The following is a 23,127-nucleotide window of genomic DNA, read 5'->3' on the forward strand; positions in this document are numbered from 1 at the left end:
GGGCGAAGACGCTCTACGGTTCATGCGTATCTCATAAAGTTTTCGAACGCCGAGGTCCGGGGGTTTGAATTGCGGTCCGCGTTGAGCAGACCGGCCACCCCGGCCGTACAGCTCGGCAGTGGATGTGTCGGGGAAGTCGCAGGTTCGCAGCAGGGGATGACCATGACCATGGCCGATGCCAACACAGAGCGTTCCCCCGGGCAGTTGCTCGCCGGGCGTTACCGGCTGACGGACGTCGTACGGCAAGGGGACGGCCAGACCGCCTGGCGGGCGGAGGACACCGAACTCGGCCGGCAGGTCACCGTCACCGAACTACGCGCCGAGAAAAGGCACTCCGAACCCACCGCGCGGCGCCGGCTGGTGGCCCGCATGCTGCGGGAGGCCGAGGTGATGGCGCTGGTCTGTCCCGACCGGGTGCTCACCTGCCTGGACATCGTCGAGGACGACGACCGGCTGTGGACGGTCACCGAGATCGCCGAGGCCACCCCGCTGGACGAACTCCTGGCCACCGCCGGCACCCTGGACGCGATCCGGGCCGCCCGGATCGGCCTCGAACTGCTCGCCGTCCTCACCGCCGCCCACGGGGAGGGCATCACCCACGGCGACGTACGCCCCAGTTACGTCCTGGTCCGCCCGGACGGGCACATCGTGCTGGGCGGCTTCGGTGTGACCGCAGCCCAGGACGCCGCGCCCTCCTTCGCCTCACCGGAACGGGCCCGCGGCGAACGGCCCGGCCCCTCCTCCGACCTGTGGTCGCTGGGTGCCGTCCTCTACGCCATGGTCGAGGGCCGCCCCCCGTTCCGTGAACTGGAGACCCCCGCCGCCACCCTGGCCGCCGTCCTCAACGAGCCCGTGGTGCCCCCGCGGCACGCCGGGCCGCTGGCCCTGGCCATCAACGGGCTGCTCCGCAAGGACCCGCTGGAACGCACCGACGATCCCGTGGTGCGCAAGGTCCTCAACCGCATCATCGGCGAGGCGCAGTTCCGCGGCGATCCGAGCGGACTGCTGGGCTCGGTCACGGGCTCGGGCTCGGTCACGGCGTTCGCCGAGCAGTCCGGTCCCGTGGAGCCGTCAGGACCGGCCGGTTCCGGCGCCGCCGAAGGCACCGCCCGCACGGAACGCGCCCCGCGCCCGCCGCGTGCCGGCCGCCCGCCGCGCCCCGCCCGCCCCGCGAAGACGGCGCCCCAGGTGCGCAAGCGGGCGGCGGTGCCCCTGTGGCGCCGGCCGCTGTGGCGGACGACGGTACGGGACCGCACGGTGTCCTGGACGCCGGCCGGGCTCGCCCTGGCGGCGGTCGCCCTGCTGGCCGCCTTCGCCACCATGGTCACCGTCGTCACCCTGAACGGACGGTCGGCGGCGACCGCCGGCGCACCCGGGCCCGAACCCACCAGATCGGGGACGCGGTCGCCGTCCTCCTCCGCATCGGCCCCGTCCTCGTCCTCGTCCTCCGGGCCCTCCTCGTCCTCGACCGGTGAGAACACCGCGGCGATCCCCAAGGACTTCTCCCAGCGCGACGACCCCGAGGGCTTCAGCATCGCGCTGCCCGACAGCTTCGGCCGTATCGGCGACAACGGCCACGGTGCCGGATCCCTCTTCGGCGCCTTCGACGACCCGCGCTCGGTGCTGGTTGACTGGACCCACACCCCGGGTGACGATCCCGTCGCCGCCTGGAAGACCCTGGAGAAGAAGGTGCGCGGCACCATCGACGACTACGAGCGTCTCGGCGCCATCCAGTCCGTCGACTACCGGGGCTGGAAGGCCGCCGACTGGGAGTGGAACTCCACCGTCAACGGGGTGCGTTACCACACCCTCGACCGCGGGTTCGTGGTCGACTCCAAGCACGGTTACGCGATCCGCTGGAGCGTCCCGGCGTCCGTCTGGTTCAGCCAGGAGAACCAGCAGGCGCTGCACACCTTCCTCGACAGCTTCCGGCCCGCCGGGTGAGACCGCTCGGACACCGGCTCTCAGGCACCCTTGGCGAGGCCGGACGCGTAGTCCGGTGAGAAGGTGCCGGCCGGTCCCGCGCACCCGTCGACCTCGCCGGGGGGCTTGACCCACAGGAAGGCGTCGATCGCCGGGTCGCCGGTGGCGGTGGTCGGCGCGGTCCCCGTCGCCCGGCCGGACGGATCGCACCACACGCCCCCGGCCGGTGCCCCGTTGCCGTTGCGGCCGGTGTCGATCACGGCGTGCAGTCCGGAGCCCAGGATGCCCAGCACGGTCTTGGCGTAGGTGATCTCCGCCGGGGTCCGCTGGAAGTTCGACACATTGGTGAAGATGCCGTCCGAGGCGGTGAGCACACCCGCCTCGCGCAGCCGGGCCGCCTGGTCGGCCGCGCTGTTCCAGTCGGAGTGGCCGGCGTCGAAGTAGACCCTGGCCCGGGGGTCGGCGGCGTGGATCGCGGCTCCGGCGCGGGCCAGCGAGGCGTAGCGTCCGCTCAGCTGCGACGCCGACAGGCAGCTGGTCAGCGCCACCGAGTCCGGCTCCAGGATCACGATCACCTCGCCGCCGCCCAGCCCGGCGGCGAACTTCCTCACCCACGCGTCGTAGCTCGCCAGGTCCGGTGCGCCGCCCGCCGAGGCGCCGCCGCAGTCGCGGTCCGGCAACTGGTAGGCCACCAGCACCGGCACCGTGCCCGCACCCGCCGCCGCCGAGGTGACCCGCCGCACGTCCGCCGTTACCGTCGACGGCCGGTAGGACGCGAACCACACGCCCTGCGGCCGGGCGGCGATCTTCGACGCGATCAGCGGCTCACGGCTGTCGTCCGGGTGGGCGTTCACCCACTGGTTCACCTGCGACCGCGGGTCGTTGAAGAACCGCGACGTGGACGCCCGGTTGCTCCCCGAGGCCGCTCCGGTGGCCCCCGCCGTGGAGGAACGGGACGCCGAGGGGGCCGCCGAGGACCGCGCCCGTGCGCCCGCCGCGCTGCTCCCCGCCTGCGGCGAGGACCGGCCCACCGGGGGCAGCCGGGGCAGCGACGTCGATGCCTCGTCGACCCGGCCGGCCGAGGAGCGGTGCGGCTCGGCCGCCGAGGACAGCATCACTCCGCCGGTGACGGCGCTTCCGACGAGGACTACCGAAAGCGTCACGGTCAGCAACTTCATACGGGCCATACGTCACAGTCGCCGCCGGCCGCCCAAAGGTTGCCGTCGTGCCGTCAACTCCGTCAGCTCCGTCAGCTCCGTCAGCTCCGTCAATTCACAGCCGCCTCGAAGTCCTCCCTGCTCAGAAAGACCAACCGGGCCCGCTTTTCCGGCAGTTCGATCTCCGGCCCGAGGACGAACCCGGCCCGGACGAAGCGGGCGATCGCCTTGTTGTTCCGGGCGTCGGGCTCGGCCACGATGCGCCGCCGGGCGGGATCGACGTCCAGCACCCAGGTGAGGAAGGCGGTGAGCAGCGCACCGGTGAAGCCCGGCTCGGTGCCGGCGGCGTCCGCTCCGGCGTCCGCTCCGGCCGGGGGGCCGACGAGGATGTGGACGCCGAAGTCCCCGGGCAGCACCTCGTAGCACTCGCCCACCGGGTCCGCCTCGGGCCGGTAGGTCTGGAAGAGGGCGACCGGCCGGTCCCCGCGGTGGACGAGGTAGGCGTGGTGGGTGTCCAGGGAGTCCACGAACGCGTAGATCTCCCGGACCTGTTCGAGGGTGTGGTGGCGCATGCCCCAGAAGCGCGCGCGGTCCTGGGTGACCCAGGAGTGGATGAGCGGGGCGTCCTTCGCCGGGTCGAGGGGGACGATCCGAACGGTGCCGGAACCGGCGGCCTCCTGGTCAGCTGTGACGGTCAAGGGGTATCTCCTCGGTCAGGCGCAGGCGGGTGAAGTCGGTGATGACGGGGGCGAGTTCACCGCGCAGCCACAGCGGGAGCTGGTCGCGGTGGTGGGGGTGGCCGGGGATGCCGGAGGCGCCGAAGGGGACCACCCACGAGCTGTCGTCGCGCCGGGCGAGGTCCCAGACGTAGCGGGCGGCGGGGCCCCGGGCGCTGAGGTCGGTGAGTCCGGGGACGCTGCTGGTGGACAGGACGCAGTCGTGGTCGCCGGACAGCTCGGGCCACTCCTCGGCCTGGTCGCCCGGCAGTGCCTGCCAGGGGGCGAGCCGGTGCGTGGCGCCCCAGCCGGCGGTGGGCGGCCCGGCCGCCGCGACCTCCTCGGCGGCGGCCCGTACGAGACCGGCGACCGGCAGCAGCCCGCAGCCGAGCAGGTTCTCCAGCGCGTAGCCGACCCTGGGGACAAGGGCCAGCCAGGGCCGGAAGACCGCCGGGTACGACGGGTCGCCCACCGGCTCCGTCAGCCCGGCCAGGGCGGGGTCGGCGGCGATGCGCCGGACGACGGCGTGCCGCAGCCGGGCGTAGGCGGCGGCGTCGGTGCTCCCGGCCGCCATCCGGCGGTCCCAGCGCAGCAGCCGGTCGCGCAGCCCGGCGGCTTGCGGGCCGAGCCCTTCCAGGCCGGCCAGCTCCGACAGCAGCGGCCCGGCGGAGTCCAGCCGGGTGTCGGTGTGGACCCGGGCCATGTCCTCGGCCGCCCACAGCTCGGAGGCCTCCAGCAACTCCCGTATCCGCTCCGCCCGGTGCGGCGGGGCGAACTCCACGCCCAGCGGTGCGGCGAGGCCGCGCTGGTTGGCCATCACCGCGATGCCCTCGACCGGCTCGCGCGGCAGCGGATCGTGCAGGCCGGTCCAGGCGTGGCCGGGTTCCCAGGCCGGCACGACACGCAGCAGGTTGTCCCGGTGCCGGACGGGGACGACGCCCGCGACGCGGTGCAGCAGCCCGCCGGCGGTGTCGGCGGCGTGGACGACGTTGACCGGCTCCACCCACAGGTCCAGGGCCAGGTCGACATCGGCGACGGTGGTCGCGGCGAGCAGCGCGGGCAGCGCGGCGAAGCCGAGGTCGTCGCGGACCCGGGGCGGGTAGCGCAGGCTGACGGTGAGCGGCTCGCCGGGGCCGCCGATGACGACCGGGCCGCGTTCGGTCTCGATGACCTCGACGGTGACCGGCCCGGTGCCGCCGGCCACCTCGATCGTCTCGGTGTGGACGGAGGTGGGCCGCCAGCCGTCCGGTCCCAGGGCCTCCACCGCCCCGTCGTGGCGCCGCAGCCGTTCGCGGTAGAGGTCCTGGTAGTCGGCCATGGCGTTGGTGATCGCCCAGGCCACCGATCCGGTGTGGCCGAAGTGCGGCAGTCCCGGGACGCCCGGCACGGCCAGCCCGACGACGTCGTACTCCGGGCAGGACAGATGGACCTGCTGGTAGAGCCCGGGGTCCTCGATGTAGCGGTGCGGGTCGCCCGCGACGAGGGCGGCGCCGGTGACGGTACGGTCGCCCGCGACGAGCCAGCCGTTGCTGCCGGCGGTGCCCGGACCGTCGGTGGCGAACAGCCCGACGGCGTCCTCACCCATCCGGCGGGCGACCTCCTCGCGCCACAGCTTGGTGGGGAAGCCGGCGAACAGGATGTGGGTGGACAGCCAGATCCCCAGCGGGGTCCAGGGCCGCCACAGGCCGGGGGCCGCCCCGGTGGCGGCGAACTGCGGTGCCCGGCGCGCCCCTTCGGCCAGGCCGGCGTTCACCCCGGCCACGTACCGTCTGATCCAGGCGGCGGTCCTGCGGTCGAGGCGGGCGAAGCACCGGCGCGCGGTGTCGTCGAGCCGGGCCTGCCGGGCGAAGCGGTCCCAGTCGACGGCGTCGGCGCCGAGGAAGGCGGCGCTGGTGCCCTGCGACCGGTGGCGATCGACCTCGATCTGCCAGGCGCGGTCGGTGGCGGCGTTGTGGCCCTGCGCGAAGGCGAGTTCATGGGCGTCGGACGCCCGCAGGTGCGGGATGCCCCAGTCGTCGCGGTGGACCTCGATGCTCACGGCGTCACCCGCCGGGCGGCGGCCGGCACGACCAGTGGGGTGCCGGTCTCCGGGTCGTCGATCACCCGGCACGGGAGCCGGAAGACCTCCTCGACCAGTTCGGCGGTCACCACCTCCTCCGGCGGCCCGGAGGCCACCACCCGTCCGTCACGCATCGCGATCATGTGGGTGGCGTAGCGGGCGGCGTGGTTGAGGTCGTGCAGCACCGCCACGAGGGTGCGGCCCTGTTCCCGGTGCAGCCGCGCGCACAGGTCGAGGATCTCGATCTGGTGGGCGATGTCGAGATACGTCGTGGGTTCGTCCAGCAGCAGCAGCGGTGTCTCCTGGGCCAGGGCCATGGCGATCCACACCCGCTGGCGCTGGCCGCCGGACAGCTCGTCCACCGGCCGTTGGGCGAGGTCGGCGACGCCGGTGGCGGTCATCGAGGCGGTGACCACCCGTTCGTCGTCGCGGGACCACTGGCGCAGCAGTCCCTGGTGCGGGTACCGGCCGCGCGCCACGAGTTCGGAGACCGTGATGCCGTCGGGCGCGATGGACGACTGCGGGAGCAGCCCGAGGGTCCTGGCGACCTGCTTGGCGGGCAGTGTGCCGATGTCCTGCCCGTCCAGCAGCACGCTGCCGGTGACCGGCTTCAGCATTCGCGACAGCGCGCGCAGCAGGGTGGACTTGCCGCAGGCGTTGGGTCCCACCACGACCGTGAAGGACCGGTCGGGGATGGGCACGGTCAGGCCCTCGGCGATCGTACGGCTGTCGTAGGCGAGGGTGAGGTCGTTGCCGCTGAGGCGGGTGGTCATCGCGTCCCGGACTTCCTGTGCGGTGGGTGCTTCCTGCGCCTGCGCCTGCTGGGTCCGCGGCTGCGTCTGCTGCTGCGCCTGCGTCCGTGTCACGTCACTCATATCCGTCCCGCCCTGCGTTCGGTGGCCAGCAGCCACACCAGGTATCCGCCGCCCAGCACTCCGGTGACCACGCCCACCGGCAGCTGGTGGCCGGTGATGACCCGCTGCGCCGCCCAGTCGGCGGTGACCAGCAGGGCCGCGCCGGTGCACATCGCCGGCAGCAGGTTGGGGCCGGGGGCCCGGGTGAGCCGCCGGGCCAGCTGGGGCGCGGTGAGCGCCACGAACGACACCGGTCCGGCCGCGGCGGCGGCGAAGGAGGCCAGCACCACGGCGGCGGCCAGCAGCACCAGCCGTACCCGTTCGACCCGGACGCCCAGGGCGCTCGCCGCGTCGTCCCCCATCTCGATGACCGCCAGGGGCCGCGCGCAGCCGAGCAGCACCACCGGCACCAGCACCGCCATGGTGACGGCCGGCGGCAGCGCGTCCTCCCAGCCCCGGCCGTCCAGGCTGCCGGTGAGCCAGAGCACGGCGCGGGCCGCGTCCATCAGCTGGGCCCGGGTCAGCAGATAGCCGTTGACGCCGGAGAGGACGGCCGAGACCCCGATGCCGATCAGTACCAGGCGGTATCCGTGCACCCCGTTCCGCCAGGCCAGCGCGTAGATCAGTACCCCGGTGGCGAGTCCCCCCGCCACCGCGCCGCCCGCCAGGGCCAGGCTGCTGCCGCCGGCGACGACCACGACGAGGGCCCCGGCCGCCGCGCCCTGGGTGAAGCCGAGGACGTCGGGGCTGCCGAGCGGATTGCGGACCAGGGACTGGAAGAGCGCGCCGGCCAGTCCGAGGGCGGCGCCGACCAGCAGGGCGGTGACCACCCGGGGCAGCCGCAGTTCGTTGACGACGAAGTCCTGTGCGGGGGAGCCGTTTCCGGCCAGGGTGCGCAGCACCTCGGCCGGGCTCAGCGGGTAGTCGCCGCTGCCCAGGGCCAGTACGGCGACGGCCAGGGCCAGCAGCGCCGCGAGGGCGCCCACCACCAGGGCGCGGGGGCGGAAGGTGACCGACCGTCCGCCCGCGACACGTATGACGCTCATGCGCCGGCCCCCTTGCCGCGCCGGACGAAGTACAGGAAGAGCGGTCCGCCCAGCACGGTCGTCACGATCCCCACCTGCAGTTCCCCGGGCCGGGCCACGATCCGGCCGGCGATGTCGGCGCCGAGCAGCAGCACCGGCGCGAGCACCGCGCAGTACGGCAGCATCCAGCGCAGGTCCGGCCCGGTCAGGGCCCTCACGAAGTGCGGAACCATCAGGCCGACGAAGACGATCGGACCGCAGGCCGCCGTGGCCGCCCCGCACAGCAGGGTCACCGCCACGATGGCGCCGGTCCGGATCCGGGCCGGGCGGGCGCCCAGCGCGGTGGCCGAATCGTCGCCCAGCGCCAGGGCGTTGAGCGGCCTGGCCAGGGTCAGGGCCAGCAGCAGCCCGGCCACGACGAAGGGTGCCAGCGCGGTGACGGTGGCGGGGTCCGCCGAGGCGAGCGAGCCGACCGTCCAGAAGCGCATCCGCTCCAGGGAGGTGCTGTCCAGCAGCATCACGGCGCTCACGTACGAGTAGAGCGTGGCGTTGAGGCCGGCTCCGGCCAGCGCCAGCCGGGCCGGGGTGGCGCCGCGTCCGCCGCCGACCGCGTAGACCAGTACCGAGACCACGGCGGCGCCGAGCAGCGCGAACCACACATAGCCGTGGAAGGTGGCGACGCCGAAGACGGAGATGGCGGTCGCCACGGCCGCCGAGGCACCGGCGTTGATGCCCAGCAGCCCGGGGTCGGCGAGCGGGTTGCGGGTCAGTGCCTGCATCATCCCGCCGGCCAGCCCCAGCGCGGTGCCGGCGAGCAGTCCGAGCAGGGTGCGGGGGAGCCGCATCCGGTGCACGACGGTGTAGGCGGGGGAGCCGCTGTCGAAGAGGCCGTGCCACACCTCGGCGGGCGTGAGCTGCCTCGCGCCGACCCCGATGCTGAGCGCGAGGACGGCGGTCAGTACCAGCAGGGCGACGGCCAGTCCGGCTCCCCGGACCGCGCCCGGTGCCGGCCGAGTGCTGAAGTCCGGGGGTGAACTGCGCTGCACCGGTGGTGACTTGGTGAGGAACACGTAGCGACTCCGGTGCGGGCCGGGGGTGTGGGGTGACGCCCCATTGGACAAAGACTTAGGTTAGGTTAACCTAACGGCCGTTGGTTGTCCCAGTGCCCCCTGCGTACCCAGTGAGAGAAAGACACCGCTATGCCGCAGCCCGGAATCCCCGCTCCTCTCTCCCGTCGTGGCCTGCTCGCCGCGGGCGGCGTCGCCGGTCTCGGCGCCCTGATCACGGCATGCGCAGGCAGCGGCGGGTCGGACTCGGCCGCCGCCAAGGAGAGCGGCGGCGGCAGCTGGTCGTTCACCGACGACCGCAAGAAGAAGGTCACGTCCAAGAGCACGCCGCAGCACGTCGTCGCGTTCACCGGCACCGCCGCCGCCCTGGTCGACTTCGGGCTCGACGAGCAGATCGTCGGAGTCTTCGGCGAGACCAAGCTCAAGAACGGCAAGGCCGATCCGCAGGCCGGCGACCTCGACATCGACAAGGTGACGATCCTCGGCAACGTCTGGGGCGAGTTCAACATCGAGAAGTACGCCGCCCTCGACCCCGACCTGCTGATCACCCACCAGTACGAGGCGGACCAGCTCTGGTACGTGCCCGAGGAGAGCAAGAAGAAGATCCTCGCCCTCGCGCCCAGCGTGGCCGTCACCGTCGCCCGCGTGCCGCTGACCGAGCCCATCCAGCGCTACGCCGAGCTGGCCGAGTCCCTGGGCGCCGACCTGAAGGCCAAGAAGGTCACCGACGCCAAGGCGCGCTTCGAAAAGGCCGCCGCGACCCTGCGTTCGGCCGCCAGGGCGAGCGGGGGCGTCAAGGTCCTGGCGGCCTCCGCCAGCGCCGACATCTTCTACGCCTCCAACCCCGAGGTCAGCACCGACCTCCTGTACTTCAAGTCCCTCGGCGTCGACTTCGTGGTCCCCAAGAAGCTCGACAACGGTGACTACTACGAGAGCCTCAGCTGGGAGAACGCGGACAAGTACGACGCGGACCTGATCCTGCTGGACAACCGCGGCACCACCCTGCAGCCCAAGGCGCTGGCCTCCAAGCCGGCCTGGACCCAGCTCCCCGCCGTCAAGGCCGGCCAGGTCACCGGCTGGGACGCGGTGCCCCGCTTCTCGTACGCCGGCGCCGCCCCACTGCTGGAGAACCTCGCCGAGGCCATCACGAAGGCCAAGAAGCTCGGCTGACCCGCCACCCCCGCAGCCTCACCCTTCGGAGGGACCGCATGACCACCGCCGTCGCCGGAGCGTTCCGGTTCTTCGACGCCCATGTCGTACGCAGTGAACGCCTCGGGCGGTCCATCGTGCGGATCACCTTCGGCGGTGAGCGGCTGCGGGAGTTCGCCGGGGGCGGCCGGGACCAGAGCTTCTCGCTCTTCCTGCCGCACCCGGGGCAGTCCGCCCCCCTGGTCCCGACCGACGCCGGGGACGAGTGGTTCGCCCGCTGGCGGGCCATGGACCCGGCCGTGCGGGCCGTGATGCGTTCGTACACCGTGCGGGAGCAGCGCCACGAACCGGCCGAGGTGGACGTGGACTTCGCGCTGCACGGCGACGCGGGCCCGGCCTGCCGCTGGGCGGCGCGGGTCCGGCCGGGGGACCGTGTGGTCCTGCTCGGTCCGGCAGTCCCGGACAACAAGAGCGTCGGCTTCCGCCCGCCGCCCGGCACCGACTGGGTGCTCATCACCGCCGACGTGACCGCGCTGCCCGCCGCCGCGGCCATCCTCGACTGGCTGCCGGCCGGGGTGCGGGCGCGGGTGTGGATCGACGTCCCCGACGCCGGGGACATCCAGCACCTGCCCTGCCGGGCCGACGCCGAGGTCACCTGGCTGGTCCGGGGCGACCTGCCGGAGGCGGTGCGTGCCGCCGAACTGCCCTCCTGCGGCAACGCCTATGCCTGGATCGCGGGCGAGGCCGGCTGTGTGAAGGCGCTGCGCCGTCATCTGGTCGGCGAACGCGGCTTCGACCGCGGGCGCGTGGAGTTCTCGGGCTACTGGCGCCGGGGGGCCAGCGAGGAGCAGTTGCGCGAGGAGGCGCTTTCCGGTGCGGCTACTTCCGCCGTTACTTAGGTTAGGCTAACCTAAGTAGACGCAATCAGCGTTCGCGACGGAAAGGACAGTTGCATGAGTCTCCAGGGACAGCCGGTTGCCGCCCCCAGGGTGCCCAGGGCCGAGAACGCCAGGGACCACCTGTTCAACGACCGTACGGTGGACGGCTATCGGCGCTCCCTGACCGCGGGTGTCGAGCGGGTGGCCTCCCGGGTCACCGGCACCCGGCGCCCCTTCACCGGGATCTCCCCGGACCGGCTGGCCCCCCAGATTTCGGCGATCGACCTGGAGCAGCCGCTGAGCGACCCGGCCGCCGCCCTGGACGAACTGGAGGACGTCTACCTGCGCGACGCGGTCTACTTCCACCACCCGCGCTACCTCGCCCACCTCAACTGCCCGGTCGTCATACCGGCGTTGCTCGGCGAAGCCGTACTGACCGCGGTCAACTCCTCCCTCGACACCTGGGACCAGAGCGCCGGCGGCACCCTCATCGAACGCCGGCTCGTCGACTGGACCGCCAAGCGCCTCGGCCTCGGCCCGGACGCCGACGGGGTGTTCACCAGCGGCGGCAGCCAGTCCAACCTGCACGCCCTGCTGCTGGCCCGCGAAGAGGCCTGCGCCCTGGCCGCGAAGAACTCCGCCACCCCGCTGACCAAGCACGACATCCTGCCCCGGCTGCGGATCCTGGCCTCCGAGGCCGGACACTTCAGCGTCCAGAAGTCGGCGAAACTGCTCGGCCTGGGCGGGGACGCCGTCATCACCGTGGAGACCGACCGCGACCGCCGGATGCGCCCCGCCGCCCTGGCCCGCGAGATCGAGCGCTGCAACCGCGAGGGCCAGGTCGTCATGGCCGTCGTCGCCACCGCCGGCACCACCGACTTCGGCACCATCGACCCGCTGGAGAAGATCGCCGACCTGTGCCAGTGGGCCGGGCTGTGGCTGCACGTCGACGCGGCCTACGGCTGCGGGCTGCTGACCTCCCGGACCCGCCGCCATCTCCTGAACGGCATCGAGCGCGCCGACTCGGTCACCGTCGACTACCACAAGTCCTTCTTCCAGCCGGTCAGTTCCAGCGCCGTCCTGGTCCGCGACCGCTCCGTGCTGCGGCACGCGACCTACCACGCGGACTACCTCAACCCGGCCCGGATGGCCGAGCAGCGGATCCCCAACCAGGTCGACAAGTCGCTCCAGACCACCCGGCGCTTCGACGCCCTCAAGCTCTGGCTGACGCTGCGCATCATGGGCCCGGACGCGGTCGGCGAGCTCTTCGACGAGGTCGTGGACCGCGCCGCGCAGGCCTGGGAACTGCTCTGCGGCGACCCGCGCTTCGAGGTCGTCACCAAGTCCCAGCTCAGCACCGTGGTCTTCCGCTACCTGCCGCCGGCCGGCCCCGCCCGCGAACTGGCCGACGAGGCCAACCTGTACGCCCGCCAGGCCCTGGCCGACTCCGGCGAGGCCGTCGTGGCCGGCACCAAGGTCGACGGCGCCCACTTCCTGAAGGTCACCCTGCTCAACCCGGAGACCACCCTGGACGACATCGACCACGTCCTCGACCTCCTCGCCGAGCACGCCGGCCGGTATGTGAACGAGCGGCTCACCCCCGAACTCCGCCACCTCGCCGGCTGAGCGTCACCTCGCCGGCCGACCATCACCCTCACGAGAGACCGATCCCCCCTCATGCCGACACAGCCACAGCCCGTCCGTGACTTCATCGCCATCGGCCTCGGCCCGTACAACCTGGGCCTGGCCTGCCTGACCGAGCCGATCGGTGAGCTCGACGGCCTCTTCCTGGAGAGCAAGCCCGACTTCGACTGGCACTCCGGGATGTTCCTCGAAGGCGCCCACCTCCAGACGCCGTTCATGTCCGACCTGGTCACGCTGGCCGACCCGACCTCCCCGTACTCCTTCCTCAACTACCTCAAGGAATCCGGGCGGCTGTACTCCTTCTACATCCGCGAGAACTTCTATCCGCTGCGGGCCGAGTACAACGACTACTGCCGCTGGGCCGCCGGCCGGCTCACCTCGGTCCGCTTCGACCACGAGGTCACCGCGGTCGAGTACGACGAGGACGACGAGCACGGCGCCACCTACACCGTGCACACCACCCACACCCGCACCGGTGAGCGCACCGCCCACCGCGCCCGCCGCCTGGTGCTCGGCACCGGTACGCCCCCGTACATACCCGACTTCTGCGAGGACCTCGGCGGCGACCTGCTGCACAACTCGCGCTACATGGACCGCAAGGCCTCCCTCCAGGCCAAGGAGAGCATCACCGTCGTCGGCAGCGGCCAGAGCGCCGCCGAGATCTACTACGACCTGCTCTCCGAGATCGACACCCACGGATACCAGCTCAACTGGATCACCCGCTCCCCGCGCTTCTTCCCGCTGGAGTACACCAAACTCACGCTGGAGATGACCTCCCCGGAGTACGTCGACTACTTCCACGCGCTGCCCGAGGACACCCGCTACCGCCTCGAATCCGAGCAGAAGGGCCTGTTCAAGGGCATCAACTCGGAACTCGTCGACGCGATCTTCGACCTGCTCTACCAGAAGAACTTCGGTGCGCCCGTCGCCACCCGGCTGCTGACCAACACCGCCTTCACCGGCGCCTCGTACGACGAGGCCGGCGGCACCTACACCCTCGGGCTGCACCACACCGAGCAGGACCGGCACTTCACCCTCGCCACCCAGGGCCTGGTCCTGGCCACCGGCTACAAGTACCGGCCGCCCGCCTTCCTGGAACCGGTCCGCGACCGCATCCGCTGGGACGGCCGGGGCCGCTTCGACGTCGCCCGCAACTACAGCATCGACACCACCGGACGCGGCATCTTCCTGCAGAACGCCGGCACCCACACCCACAGCATCACCTCACCCGACCTGGGCATGGGCGCCTACCGCAACTCCTGGATCATCCGCGAGCTGCTGGGCCGCGAGGTCTACCCGGTCGAGAAGTCCATCGCCTTCCAGGAGTTCGGCGCACCCGAGGGCGTCGCCCGGTGAACGGCCACGGGATCGTCTTCAGCCGCATGGACTCCGTCCTCGGCGAGTTCGCCGTCCGCCCCCTCGACCCGGACGCCGACGCCGGCCTGCTGCACGGCTGGGTCACCCACCCCAAGGCCGCCTTCTGGCTGATGGGTGACGCCGACGTCGACCAGGTCGCCTACGAGTACCGCAAGATCGCCGAACACCCGCACCACGAGGCGTACATCGGGCTGCACGAGGGCCGTCCCGCCTTCCTCGTCGAGCGCTACGACCCCGCGAAGCTCGAACTCGTCGGCCTGTACGACCACCAGGACGGCGATGTCGGTATGCACTTCCTGTGCGCCCCGGCCGGCACCCCGGTGCACGGCTTCACCCGGGCCGTCATCACCACCGTCATGCAGATGCTGTTCGACGACCCGGCCACCCGCCGGGTCGTCGTCGAGCCGGACGTACGCAACACCGCCGTCCACGCGCTCAACGCGGCAGTCGGCTTCGAGGCCCTGGAGAAGATCACCAAACCGGAGAAGGAGGCGCTGCTCAGCGTCTGCACCCGTGACCAGTTCCGCACCGCCGCCGGAGTGACCCCGTGACCCACCGGAATCCCCAGCACCCCCACCCGACGGCCACCACCGCCCCCGCGGCGGCCGTCGCCCACCTGACGCCCGCCACCTGGGCCCGCGCCAACCGGCTCCTGGTCCGCAAGGCCCTCGCCGAGTTCTCCCACGAACGCCTGCTCACCCCCGAGCCCGACGGCGACCGCCATGTGGTGCGCAGCGACGACGGCACCGTGGAGTACCGCTTCGCCGCCCGCGTCCTGACCCTGGACCACTGGCACATCGACGCCGACAGCATCACCCGGCACCACGCGGGCGCCGAACTGCCGCTGGACGCCGTCGACCTGATCATCGAACTGCGCGGCACCCTGGGCCTGAGCGACGCGATCCTGCCGGTCTACCTGGAGGAGATCAGCTCCACCCTGTCCGGCACCGCGTACAAACTCACCGCCGAACCGGTCACCGCCGCCCAACTCGCCGGCGCCGGCTTCCAGGCCATCGAGACGGGCATGACCGAGGGCCACCCCTGCTTCGTCGCCAACAACGGCCGGCTCGGCTTCGGCGTGCGCGAATACCACGCCTACGCCCCCGAGGCGGCGGCCCCCGTCCGGCTGATGTGGCTGGCCGCCCACCGCGACCACTCCACCTTCACCTGTTCCCAGGACACCGACTACGACCGTCTCGTACGCGCCGAGCTGGGCGACGCCACCCTCACCCGCTTCGCGGACACCCTCGCCGCCCTCGGCCTCGACCTCGCCGACCACCACCTCATCCCCGTCCACCCCTGGCAGTGGTGGAACAAGCTGTCGGTGACCTTCGCCGCCGAGATAGCCTGCCGTCGCCTGGTCCCGCTCGGCCCCGGCGACGACGAATACCTCGCCCAGCAGTCGATCCGCACCTTCTTCAACACCAGCGACCCGTCCCGGCACTACGTCAAGACGGCCCTGTCGGTGCTCAACATGGGCTTCATGCGCGGACTCTCGGCCGCCTACATGGAGGCCACCCCCGCCATCAACGACTGGCTCGCCGACCTCATCGCCCGCGACGACATCCTCAAGGCCACCCGGCTGACGATCATCCGCGAGCGGGCCGCCGTCGGCTACCACCACCGCCAGTACGAGGCCGCCACCGACCGCTACTCCCCGTACCGCAAGATGCTCGCCGCCCTGTGGCGCGAGAGTCCCGTCCCGTCGCTGGAACCGGGGGAGCGGCTGGCCACCATGGCCTCGCTGCTCCACACCGACCGCGAGGGCCGCTCGCTGGCCGCCGCGCTGATCGAACGTTCGGGCCTGGACCCGCAGGAGTGGCTGCGGCGCTACCTCCACGCCTATCTGACGCCGCTGCTGCACAGCCTCTACGCCTACGACCTGGTCTTCATGCCGCACGGCGAGAACGTCATCCTGGTCCTGGGCGCCGACAGCACCGTCGAGCGGGCGATCTTCAAGGACATCGCGGAGGAGATCGCCGTACTGGACCCGGACGCGGCACTGCCGCCGGCGGTCCGGCGGATCCGCGCCGACGTCCCGGAGGAGGAGAAGATCCTGGCGATCTTCACGGACGTCTTCGACTGCTTCTTCCGCTTCCTCGGCGCGATCCTGGCCACCGAGGACGTCCTGGACGAGGACACCTTCTGGCGGACCGTCGCGGACTGCGTGTCCGACTACCAGCGGTCGGCGCCCCACCTGGCGGAGAAGTTCCAGCGGTACGACATCTTCACGCCCGAGTTCGCGCTGTCCTGCCTCAACCGGCTGCAACTGCGGAACAACCAGCAGATGGTGGACCTCGCCGACCCCAGCGCGGCCCTGCAGTTCGTCGGCACCCTGAAGAACCCCCTCGCCCCCTTCGCCCGGCGGTGACCCGGCACCCGCGCCGGTGGCTGATCCTGGCGGTGATCTGCCTGGCGCAGCTCGTCGTCGTCCTCGACAACACCGTGCTCAACGTGGCCGTGCCCTCGCTGACCCGGGAACTGGACGCCTCCACCGCCGACATCCAGTGGATCATCAACTCCTACTCGCTGGTGCAGGCAGGGCTGCTGCTCACCGCGGGTGGCGCCGCCGACCGCTACGGCCGCCGCCGCATGCTGCTGACCGGACTGGTGCTCTTCGGCGCCGGATCGCTGGCGGCCGGACTCGCCCGCTCCACCGGCGAACTGATCGCCGCCCGGGCCGGGATGGGGATCGGCGGCGCACTGCTGCTGACCACCACCCTGGCGGTCGCCATGCAGATCTTCGACGCCGGGGAACGCCCCCGGGCGATCGGCGTCTGGGCCGCCGCGAACGCCCTCGGCTTCGCGACCGGCCCGCTGATCGGCGGAGTGATGCTGGCCCACTTCTGGTGGGGGGCGATCTTCCTGGTCAACCTGCCGGTGGTGCTGGTCGCCCTGGTCGCGAGCGTCGCCCTGATCCCCGAGTCCCGCGACCCCGCGGGGGCACGGCCCGACCTGATCGGCGCGGCGCTGTCCACCGCGGGCGTCACCGCCGTCGTCCACGCCGTCATCTCCGGCCCCGAGGACGGCTGGGGATCGGGCCGGGTGCTGCTGTCGGCGCTGACCGGTGCCGTGGTGCTGGGCGCCTTCGTGCTCTGGGAACGCCGCATCCCGTACCCCATGCTGGACCTGCGGTTCTTCCACGACCGCCGGTTCGCCGGGGCGGTCACCGGCGTCGTACTGATCACCTTCGGCAGCGGCGGCGCGCTCTTCCTGCTCACCCAGCAGCTCCAGTTCGTCCTCGGCTGCACCCCGCTGGAGGCGGGGCTGCGCACCGCGCCGTTCGCGCTGACCATCGTCGTACTCAACTTCAGCGGGCTCTGCGCACGCCTGACCCGGCGTCTGGGACTGCCCACCGCCATCGCGCTGGGCATGGCCCTGCTGGCCGGCGGACTCGCGGTCGTCGCCACGGTCGGCTCTGACGGCTACGGGAGGATGCTGCCCGGCCTGCTCCTGATGGGCACCGGCTGCGCGGTGGCCAACCCCGCCATCGCGGAGGCCGTCATGGGCTCCATCCCGCCCGAGCGGGCCGGCGCCGGTGCCGGCATCGACGGCACCATGTCCGAGCTGGGCACCAGTCTCGGCGTCGCCGCCCTCGGCGCCGTGCTGAACTCCCGGTTCGCCGCGCTCCTCCCGGCCGGCCTCGCGGCGGCCGGTGCCGCCTCGCTGCCCGCCGCCCTCGCCGAAGCGCCCACCGCCGCCGCCCGGTCGGCCGTTCGAGAGGCCTTCTCCTCCGCCGTACGCACCGGCCAGCTGGCGGGCGCCGCCGCCGTCCTGCTCGGCGGCTGTCTGACGGCGCTGCTGCTGAGCCGGGCCGGGCGGCCGCGACCGCGCGCGGCCGAAGGCCACCCGTGGGACGATCACGCCAGACAGGTGTCCAGCACCGGCCCCCACCGCAGCCACCAGGAGCACGACGTGTCCGCATCGCAGCCGGAAGCCCGACAGAACGTGTCCTTCCCCAGCGCGGGCGGGACCGCCCACGGCTATCTGGCCGTGCCGCCGGCGGGACACGGCCCGGGGGTGATCGTGATCCAGGAGTGGTGGGGCCTGACCGACCACATCGCCGGCATCGCCGACCGGCTCGCGCAGGCCGGCTTCGTGGCCCTGGCCCCCGACCTCTTCGGCGGCGCCGTCGCGCACGACTCGGCGGAGGCCTACCGCATGATGTCCGAACTGCCCACCGAGCGCGGCGTCGAACTGCTGTCCGGTGCGGTGGACCATCTGCTGGGCCGGGACGAGACCACCGGCGCCGCCGTCGGCACCGTCGGCTTCTGCATGGGCGGCGGCTTCGTGCTGGCCCTGGCCGCGCGCGACCCGCGGGTCGGCGCCGCCGTCCCGTTCTACGGTGTCGTGCCCGGCCCCCTCCCGGACTTCTCCGGTCTCAAGGCCGAGATCCTGGGCCACTACGGCGAGCAGGACACCACCGTCCCGCCCGAGTCCCTCGACCAGCTGCGCGCCGCCGTCCAGGAACAGTCGGGCATCGTCCCGGAGCTGCACCTCTACCCGGCCGGCCACGCCTTCTTCAACGACGGCCGCCCCGAGGCCCACGACCCCGCGTCCGCGGCGCTCGCCTGGCAGCGCACCCTGGACTTCCTCCACGCCCGGCTCGGCTGAGACCGCCGCCCCTCGCCTCCGGGCCCCCGGGTCCGGGAACTGCCCGACCAACGATGCCGGGCGGTCCCGGGTCGGAGGAAGAGCGGACGCCGGAGGCAACGGCAGCAGCGGCTCCGGCTGCCCGAGCCCACCGGATGATCAGTTGTCGGACGCCTGCAGCGGTCCGGAGACCATCGCCCACACCGACTTGCCCGCCGCGTCCGGCGGGGTCCAGCCCCATGACTCGCTGACCGAGTCGATGATGTGCAGCCCGCGCCCGTTCTCCGCGAGGTAGTCCGGCTCCCTGACCACCGGGACCTCACTGCCCGGGTCGGAGACCGTGCACAGCACGCAGGCGCCCCGGCGCAGCAGCCCGAGCCAGAGCGGCCGTGTCGGGAGGGGAAGGTCAGCCGGGCTGTCCAGTCCGTGACGGACGGCGTTGGCCAGCATCTCCGAGACGACGATGGACGCGTTGTCCACCACCTCGGGCATGCCCCACTGACGGAGTGTGGAACGGGTGAACTCCCGTGCCGCGCAGGCCGCGTGAAGGTCACCGCCCAGGGCGCAGGCCGCGAAGCGTGTCCCGGGGCCTTCCAGCAGGGCAAGTCCCGGTGGGAGCGCCGGGTATGTGGTCATCGCTGACTCCGCAGAGCTGTCGGACGGGCGGCACGTTGTGTTCTGCGCGCTCCACTATCCCCGTCCAATCCCTACCCGTGCAAGCACATCTGCAATTACAGTCGTAAGTACAGCTGCACTTACGGCTGCAAGTACAGATGCACGTGCACGCGGCAAGAAGGAGCAGTCATGCAGGAGTTGGAGAACGGCATGCGGGCCACGGACCTCGAAGGGGTGGTCTGGAGGAAGGCCGGACGCAGCAACCCGAGCGGCAACTGCGTGGAGCTCGCGGCGCTGCCCGGCGGCGCGTTCGCGGTGCGCAACTCCCGTCACCCCGGGGGCCCGGCGCTCATCTACACCCGCGAGGAGATCGCGGCCTTCATCGGGGGCGCCAAGGACGGCGACTTCGACGACATGGCGGACTGACCGCGGAGCCGGCCCCTGATCCGGCCCCGGATCGGGCCGGTCCCCGCACCATCAGCACCTTTTCTGAGTCCAGCCAACTTCCGCCGGTGGCACGCCAAGGGCGCGCAACTGTACTTCAAGCGCCCCTGGATGGGAGACTGGCTGTTCACCCAGTCACTCACGGGAGCACCGGATGACCGCGACGCGGCCCAACAGCCAACCGTCGATAAAGCGCTATCTGGAGTACCCGCGCGGTGGTCCGACGGTTCTGCGCATCGTGCTGGGCACCCAGTTGCGCAGGCTGCGGGAGGCGCGGGGGATCACCCGCGAGGCGGCCGGCGACGCGATCCGCGGTTCCCACGCCAAGATCAGCCGGCTGGAACTGGGCCGCGTCGGATACAAGGACCGTGACGTCGCCGACCTGCTCACCCTCTACGGGGTCCACGACGAGTCGGAGCGGGCGGACTTCCTCGCCCTGGCCCGGCAGGCCAGCACCCCCGGCTGGTGGCAGCGCTTCGGCGACGTCCTCCCGCCGTGGTTCGAGACGCTGCTCGGCCTGGAGGAGGCCGCGTCCGTGATCCGCACGTACGAGGTCCAGTTCGTGCCGGGCCTGCTCCAGACCGAGGACTACGCCCGCGCCGTCACCCGGCTCGGCCATCCCCGGGCCTCGGCGGTCGAGATCGAGCGCCGGGTCGCCCTACGGATGGAGCGTCAGAAACTGTTCCTCGCCCCCGAGGCCCCGCGGGTGTGGGCGGTCATGGACGAGGCCGCGCTGCGCCGTCCGCTGGGCGGCCCCCGCGTGATGCGGGCTCAGCTGGAGCACCTGATCGTGACCGCCGCGCGGTCCAACGTGACGTTGCAGATCGCCCCGTTCAGCGTCGGCGGACTCGCCGCGGCCGGCGGCCCGATCACCATCCTGCGCTTCCTGGAGCCCGATCTGCCCGACATCGTCTACCTGGAGCAGCTCACCAGCGCGCTCTACCTCGACAAGGAGGACGACGTCGACAACTACCTGGCGGTGATGGACCGGCTGTGCGCGGAGGCGGAGCCGCCCGCGAAGACGGCCCCCTTCCTGCGGACGATCCTGTCCGAACTGCCGTAACGCGGCCGCCCGGTCAGGATGTGCGGGCCACGCCGCCGAACTCGATCCACTCCTTGGTGCGCTGATGGGGCGTCAGTGAGTCGTCCGGCCGCCAGGTCGAGACCTCCACCAGTCCCGGCTCCAGGATCTCCAGGCCGTCCAGGAAGTCCGCCACATCCCGTTCCTGGCGCACCCGGCCCCAGTTGCCGTGGGTGCTGGTGTCCATGAACCCGGTGACGAAGTCGCGCACCGACGCGTCCTCGCTGACCAGTTGGCAGACGACCAGGAAGCTGCCGGGCGCGAGGCGGCCGGCGACCCGCCGGATCAGCCCGGCCGGATCGTCGGTGTCGGGTACGCAGTGCAGTACGGAGACGAACAGCGCGGCGACCGGCAGGTCGAAGTCGATCAGCCGCTCCACCTCGGGGTGGCCCAGGACACCGTCCGTGTCGCGGAAGTCCGCCTGGATGACCGCGGTGTTCTCGTTCTCCTCCAGCAGCGCGCGCCCGTGGGCCAGCACGATCGGGTCGTTGTCGACGTAGACCACCCGCGAGGCAGGGTCCACCGCCTGCGCGACCTGGTGCACATTGTTCTGCGTCGGCAGGCCGGAACCGTGGTCGAGGAACTGGCGGATCCCGTACTCCCGCGCGAGCACGCCCACCACCCGCTGGAGGAACCTGCGGTTGTTGACCGCGAGTTCCCTGGTGCTGGGCACCACCTTCAGCAGCTCGTCCGAGGCCTCACGGTCGACGGCGTAGTTGTCCTTGCCGCCGAGGAGATAGTCGTACATACGCGCCACGCTCGGCACCCCGATGTCGATCCCACCGGTTAACGCCTCGTCGCCCTGGTTCATCGGACCCCTTTCCGTCTCCGCCAGTCTAGGCGCGGTCCGGGCCGTGGCCGGGGGGTTTCGGCCCGGGGGCCGGCCCGCCCGGGACTGCGCCGGGCGGCGGCGCGGGTCACGATGGAGGCATGCTGTTCGCCGAGGTCGCCCGTACGTCCCGTGAGGTCGCCGCCACGTCGGCACGGTCGGAGAAGACCGCGCTGCTCGCCGGACTGTTCCGGGACACCGAACCCGCCGAGGCGCCCACCGTGATCACCTATCTCGCCGGGCGGCTCCCGCAGCGCCGTACCGGCATCGGCCGGCGGGCGCTCGGCGACCCGGTACCCCCGGCCCCCGCGCCGGGCCTGGCCGTCCTGGAGGTGCACGCGGCCCTGGACCGGATCGCGGCCGTCTCCGGCCAGGGCGCCCAGACCGAACGCAGACGGCTGCTGCACCAGCTGATGGCCGCCGCCACCGAGGGGGAGCAGGCCTTCCTCACCGGCCTGATCAGCGGCGAGGTGCGCCAGGGCGCCCTGGACGCGGCCGCCGTCGAGGCGCTGGCGGTGGCGGCCGGAGCCGAGGCCGCCGACGTACGCCGCGCGGTGATGCTCAGCGGCTCCCTCGGCACCGTCGCCGCCGCCCTGCTCGGCCGCGGGCCCGCGGCCCTCGCCGACTACCGGCTGGAGGTGGGCCGCCCGGTGCAGCCGATGCTCGCGCACACCGCCAAGGACGTCGACGAGGCCCTGGACCGGCTCGGCCCCTGCGCCGTCGAGGAGAAACTCGACGGCATCCGGGTCCAGGCCCACAAGGACGGCGGCTCGGTCCGGCTCTACACCCGCACCCTCGACGACATCACCGACCGGCTGCCCGAAGTGGCCACCGCCGTGGGCGGCCTGCCCGCCGGCCGGGCCGTCCTCGACGGCGAGGTCATCGCGCCGGGCCCGGACGGCCGCCCCCGCCCCTTCCAGGAGGTCGCCGGCCGCACCGCCTCCCGCCTGGACGTCGCCGGGGCCCGGGCCACCGTGCCGCTGTCGGCGGTCTTCTTCGACCTGCTGTCCGTGGACGGCCGTGATCTCCTCGCCCACTCCGCCGCAGACCGCCACACCGAGCTGGCCCGGGTCGTCCCCGAGCCGCTGCGGGTCCGCCGCCTCACCGTCGCCGACCCGCAGGACGCGGCGGCCCGCGCCGCCGCCCGCGACTTCACCGCCGCCACCCTCGCCCGGGGCCACGAGGGCGTGGTCGTCAAGGCCCTGGACGCCCCCTACAGCGCGGGCCGCCGGGGCGCGTCCTGGCTCAAGGTCAAACCCGTCCACACCCTCGACCTGGTCGTCCTGGCCGCCGAGTGGGGCCACGGCCGCCGCACCGGCAAGCTCTCCAACCTCCACCTGGGCGCCCGCCGCCCCGACGGCACCTTCGCCATGCTCGGCAAGACCTTCAAGGGCCTCACCGACGCCATGCTCGGCTGGCAGACCGGCCGCCTCCGGGAACTGGCCGTCAGCGACGACGGGCACGTGGTGACCGTACGCCCCGAACTGGTCGTCGAGATCGCCTGCGACGGCGTCCAGCGCTCCCCGCGCTACCCCGAGGGCGTGGCGCTGCGCTTCGCCCGGGTGCTGCGCCACCGCGAGGACAAGACCGCCGGCGAGGCCGACACCGTCGCCGCGGTGCTGGCCCTGCGGCTGCCGACCTGACCGGGCGAGGCCGCGATGAAGGCGTGGGCACGTCCCGGGAGACACCCCCGTCCGCACGAGCCGGCTGATGCCG

At 72.5% G+C, this 23,127-nt stretch carries 19 protein-coding genes; 11 read left to right on the forward strand and 8 right to left on the reverse strand.

Going from position 1 to position 23,127, the window contains the following annotated elements:
• The first annotated feature begins 162 nt into the window (after positions 1-162).
• Positions 163-1,944, forward strand: coding sequence for a serine/threonine-protein kinase (locus tag RWE79_RS33915; protein WP_475943902.1), 1,782 nt, complete (start codon positions 163-165; stop codon positions 1,942-1,944).
• Positions 1,945-1,964: 20 nt separating this feature from the next.
• Here the strand turns inward: RWE79_RS33915 and RWE79_RS33920 are convergent, their stop codons facing one another.
• From RWE79_RS33920 to RWE79_RS33945, 6 genes are all read right to left on the reverse strand, one after another.
• The gene (locus RWE79_RS33920; RefSeq protein WP_475943903.1) at positions 1,965-3,086 is read right to left on the reverse strand and encodes a glycoside hydrolase family 6 protein; all 1,122 of its coding nucleotides are present in this window, start codon (positions 3,084-3,086) and stop codon (positions 1,965-1,967) included.
• 104 nt (positions 3,087-3,190) lie between these two features.
• A complete protein-coding gene (locus RWE79_RS33925; RefSeq protein WP_475943904.1) occupies positions 3,191-3,778 on the reverse strand; it encodes a GNAT family N-acetyltransferase in 588 nt (195 codons plus the stop codon).
• A complete protein-coding gene (locus RWE79_RS33930; RefSeq protein ID WP_475943905.1) occupies positions 3,762-5,834 on the reverse strand; it encodes a penicillin acylase family protein in 2,073 nt (690 codons plus the stop codon). The genes RWE79_RS33925 and RWE79_RS33930 overlap by 17 nt, the downstream gene beginning before the upstream one ends.
• Positions 5,831-6,628: an ABC transporter ATP-binding protein gene (locus tag RWE79_RS33935; protein ID WP_475946274.1), complete on the reverse strand. Its 798-nt coding sequence runs from the start codon at positions 6,626-6,628 to the stop codon at positions 5,831-5,833. Before RWE79_RS33935 ends, RWE79_RS33930 begins: the two co-directional genes overlap by 4 nt.
• Positions 6,629-6,726: 98 nt before the next feature.
• The gene (locus RWE79_RS33940) at positions 6,727-7,755 is read right to left on the reverse strand and encodes a FecCD family ABC transporter permease (RefSeq protein ID WP_475943906.1); all 1,029 of its coding nucleotides are present in this window, start codon (positions 7,753-7,755) and stop codon (positions 6,727-6,729) included.
• Positions 7,752-8,804: a FecCD family ABC transporter permease gene (locus RWE79_RS33945; protein WP_475943907.1), complete on the reverse strand. Its 1,053-nt coding sequence runs from the start codon at positions 8,802-8,804 to the stop codon at positions 7,752-7,754. Before RWE79_RS33945 ends, RWE79_RS33940 begins: the two co-directional genes overlap by 4 nt.
• A 129-nt stretch (positions 8,805-8,933) precedes the next feature.
• Between RWE79_RS33945 and RWE79_RS33950 the strand changes: the two genes are divergently transcribed.
• From RWE79_RS33950 to RWE79_RS33980, 7 genes are read left to right on the forward strand one after another with little or no spacing between them, the layout of a single operon-like run.
• On the forward strand, positions 8,934-9,971 hold the full coding sequence (locus RWE79_RS33950; protein ID WP_475943908.1) for an ABC transporter substrate-binding protein: 1,038 nt from the start codon (positions 8,934-8,936) through the stop codon (positions 9,969-9,971).
• A gap of 38 nt (positions 9,972-10,009) precedes the next feature.
• Positions 10,010-10,849, forward strand: a complete 840-nt coding sequence (locus RWE79_RS33955; protein WP_475943909.1) for a siderophore-interacting protein — start codon at positions 10,010-10,012, stop codon at positions 10,847-10,849.
• Between the two features lie 54 nt (positions 10,850-10,903).
• The gene (locus RWE79_RS33960; protein ID WP_475943910.1) at positions 10,904-12,454 is read left to right on the forward strand and encodes a pyridoxal phosphate-dependent decarboxylase family protein; all 1,551 of its coding nucleotides are present in this window, start codon (positions 10,904-10,906) and stop codon (positions 12,452-12,454) included.
• A gap of 51 nt (positions 12,455-12,505) precedes the next feature.
• Complete coding sequence (locus tag RWE79_RS33965; protein WP_475943911.1) at positions 12,506-13,828, forward strand: lysine N(6)-hydroxylase/L-ornithine N(5)-oxygenase family protein; 1,323 nt, start codon at positions 12,506-12,508, stop codon at positions 13,826-13,828.
• 26 nt (positions 13,829-13,854) lie between these two features.
• Entirely contained in the window at positions 13,855-14,400 is a 546-nt protein-coding gene (locus tag RWE79_RS33970; protein ID WP_475946276.1) for a GNAT family N-acetyltransferase, read from the forward strand.
• Positions 14,397-16,220: an IucA/IucC family protein gene (locus tag RWE79_RS33975; protein ID WP_475943912.1), complete on the forward strand. Its 1,824-nt coding sequence runs from the start codon at positions 14,397-14,399 to the stop codon at positions 16,218-16,220. The genes RWE79_RS33970 and RWE79_RS33975 overlap by 4 nt, the downstream gene beginning before the upstream one ends.
• The gene (locus tag RWE79_RS33980; RefSeq protein WP_475943913.1) at positions 16,217-18,463 is read left to right on the forward strand and encodes an MFS transporter; all 2,247 of its coding nucleotides are present in this window, start codon (positions 16,217-16,219) and stop codon (positions 18,461-18,463) included. The genes RWE79_RS33975 and RWE79_RS33980 overlap by 4 nt, the downstream gene beginning before the upstream one ends.
• 138 nt (positions 18,464-18,601) lie before the next feature.
• On the opposite strand, the gene RWE79_RS33985 is transcribed toward RWE79_RS33980, so the two are convergent.
• The gene (locus RWE79_RS33985; protein WP_475943914.1) at positions 18,602-19,078 is read right to left on the reverse strand and encodes an ATP-binding protein; all 477 of its coding nucleotides are present in this window, start codon (positions 19,076-19,078) and stop codon (positions 18,602-18,604) included.
• Positions 19,079-19,246: 168 nt separating this feature from the next.
• Here RWE79_RS33985 and RWE79_RS33990 point away from each other — a divergent pair, with 168 nt between their 5' ends.
• Both RWE79_RS33990 and RWE79_RS33995 read left to right on the forward strand, forming a co-directional pair.
• Positions 19,247-19,483, forward strand: a complete 237-nt coding sequence (locus RWE79_RS33990; RefSeq protein ID WP_475943915.1) for a DUF397 domain-containing protein — start codon at positions 19,247-19,249, stop codon at positions 19,481-19,483.
• Positions 19,484-19,655: 172 nt separating this feature from the next.
• Complete coding sequence (locus tag RWE79_RS33995) at positions 19,656-20,564, forward strand: helix-turn-helix domain-containing protein (RefSeq protein ID WP_475943916.1); 909 nt, start codon at positions 19,656-19,658, stop codon at positions 20,562-20,564.
• A 13-nt stretch (positions 20,565-20,577) separates the two neighbouring features.
• Here RWE79_RS33995 and RWE79_RS34000 read toward each other — a convergent pair whose 3' ends face one another.
• Positions 20,578-21,393, reverse strand: coding sequence for an SAM-dependent methyltransferase (locus RWE79_RS34000; RefSeq protein ID WP_475943917.1), 816 nt, complete (start codon positions 21,391-21,393; stop codon positions 20,578-20,580).
• 119 nt (positions 21,394-21,512) lie between these two features.
• Here RWE79_RS34000 and RWE79_RS34005 point away from each other — a divergent pair, with 119 nt between their 5' ends.
• Positions 21,513-23,054 (forward strand): ATP-dependent DNA ligase, encoded by a 1,542-nt coding sequence (locus RWE79_RS34005; RefSeq protein ID WP_475943918.1) that lies wholly within the window; start codon positions 21,513-21,515, stop codon positions 23,052-23,054.
• The last annotated feature ends 73 nt before the right edge of the window (positions 23,055-23,127 follow it).

This window comes from Streptomyces sp. RLA131 (assembly GCF_056270125.1).

Bases quoted from the DNA above. Each gene is read 5' to 3' on its own strand.
- RWE79_RS33915 (WP_475943902.1), top strand. From the start codon at position 163: ATGACCATGGCCGATGCCAACACAGAGCGTTCCCCCGGGCAGTTGCTC.
- RWE79_RS33935 (WP_475946274.1), bottom strand. From the start codon at position 6,628: ATGACCACCCGCCTCAGCGGCAACGACCTCACCCTCGCCTACGACAGC.
- RWE79_RS33960 (WP_475943910.1), top strand. From the start codon at position 10,904: ATGAGTCTCCAGGGACAGCCGGTTGCCGCCCCCAGGGTGCCCAGGGCC.
- RWE79_RS34000 (WP_475943917.1), bottom strand. From the start codon at position 21,393: ATGAACCAGGGCGACGAGGCGTTAACCGGTGGGATCGACATCGGGGTG.
- RWE79_RS34005 (WP_475943918.1), top strand. From the start codon at position 21,513: ATGCTGTTCGCCGAGGTCGCCCGTACGTCCCGTGAGGTCGCCGCCACG.
- RWE79_RS33940 (WP_475943906.1), bottom strand. From the start codon at position 7,755: ATGAGCGTCATACGTGTCGCGGGCGGACGGTCGGTCACCTTCCGCCCC.
- RWE79_RS33970 (WP_475946276.1), top strand. From the start codon at position 13,855: ATGGACTCCGTCCTCGGCGAGTTCGCCGTCCGCCCCCTCGACCCGGAC.
- RWE79_RS33955 (WP_475943909.1), top strand. From the start codon at position 10,010: ATGACCACCGCCGTCGCCGGAGCGTTCCGGTTCTTCGACGCCCATGTC.
- RWE79_RS33965 (WP_475943911.1), top strand. From the start codon at position 12,506: ATGCCGACACAGCCACAGCCCGTCCGTGACTTCATCGCCATCGGCCTC.
- RWE79_RS33995 (WP_475943916.1), top strand. From the start codon at position 19,656: ATGACCGCGACGCGGCCCAACAGCCAACCGTCGATAAAGCGCTATCTG.
- RWE79_RS33990 (WP_475943915.1), top strand. From the start codon at position 19,247: ATGCAGGAGTTGGAGAACGGCATGCGGGCCACGGACCTCGAAGGGGTG.
- RWE79_RS33985 (WP_475943914.1), bottom strand. From the start codon at position 19,078: ATGACCACATACCCGGCGCTCCCACCGGGACTTGCCCTGCTGGAAGGC.
- RWE79_RS33950 (WP_475943908.1), top strand. From the start codon at position 8,934: ATGCCGCAGCCCGGAATCCCCGCTCCTCTCTCCCGTCGTGGCCTGCTC.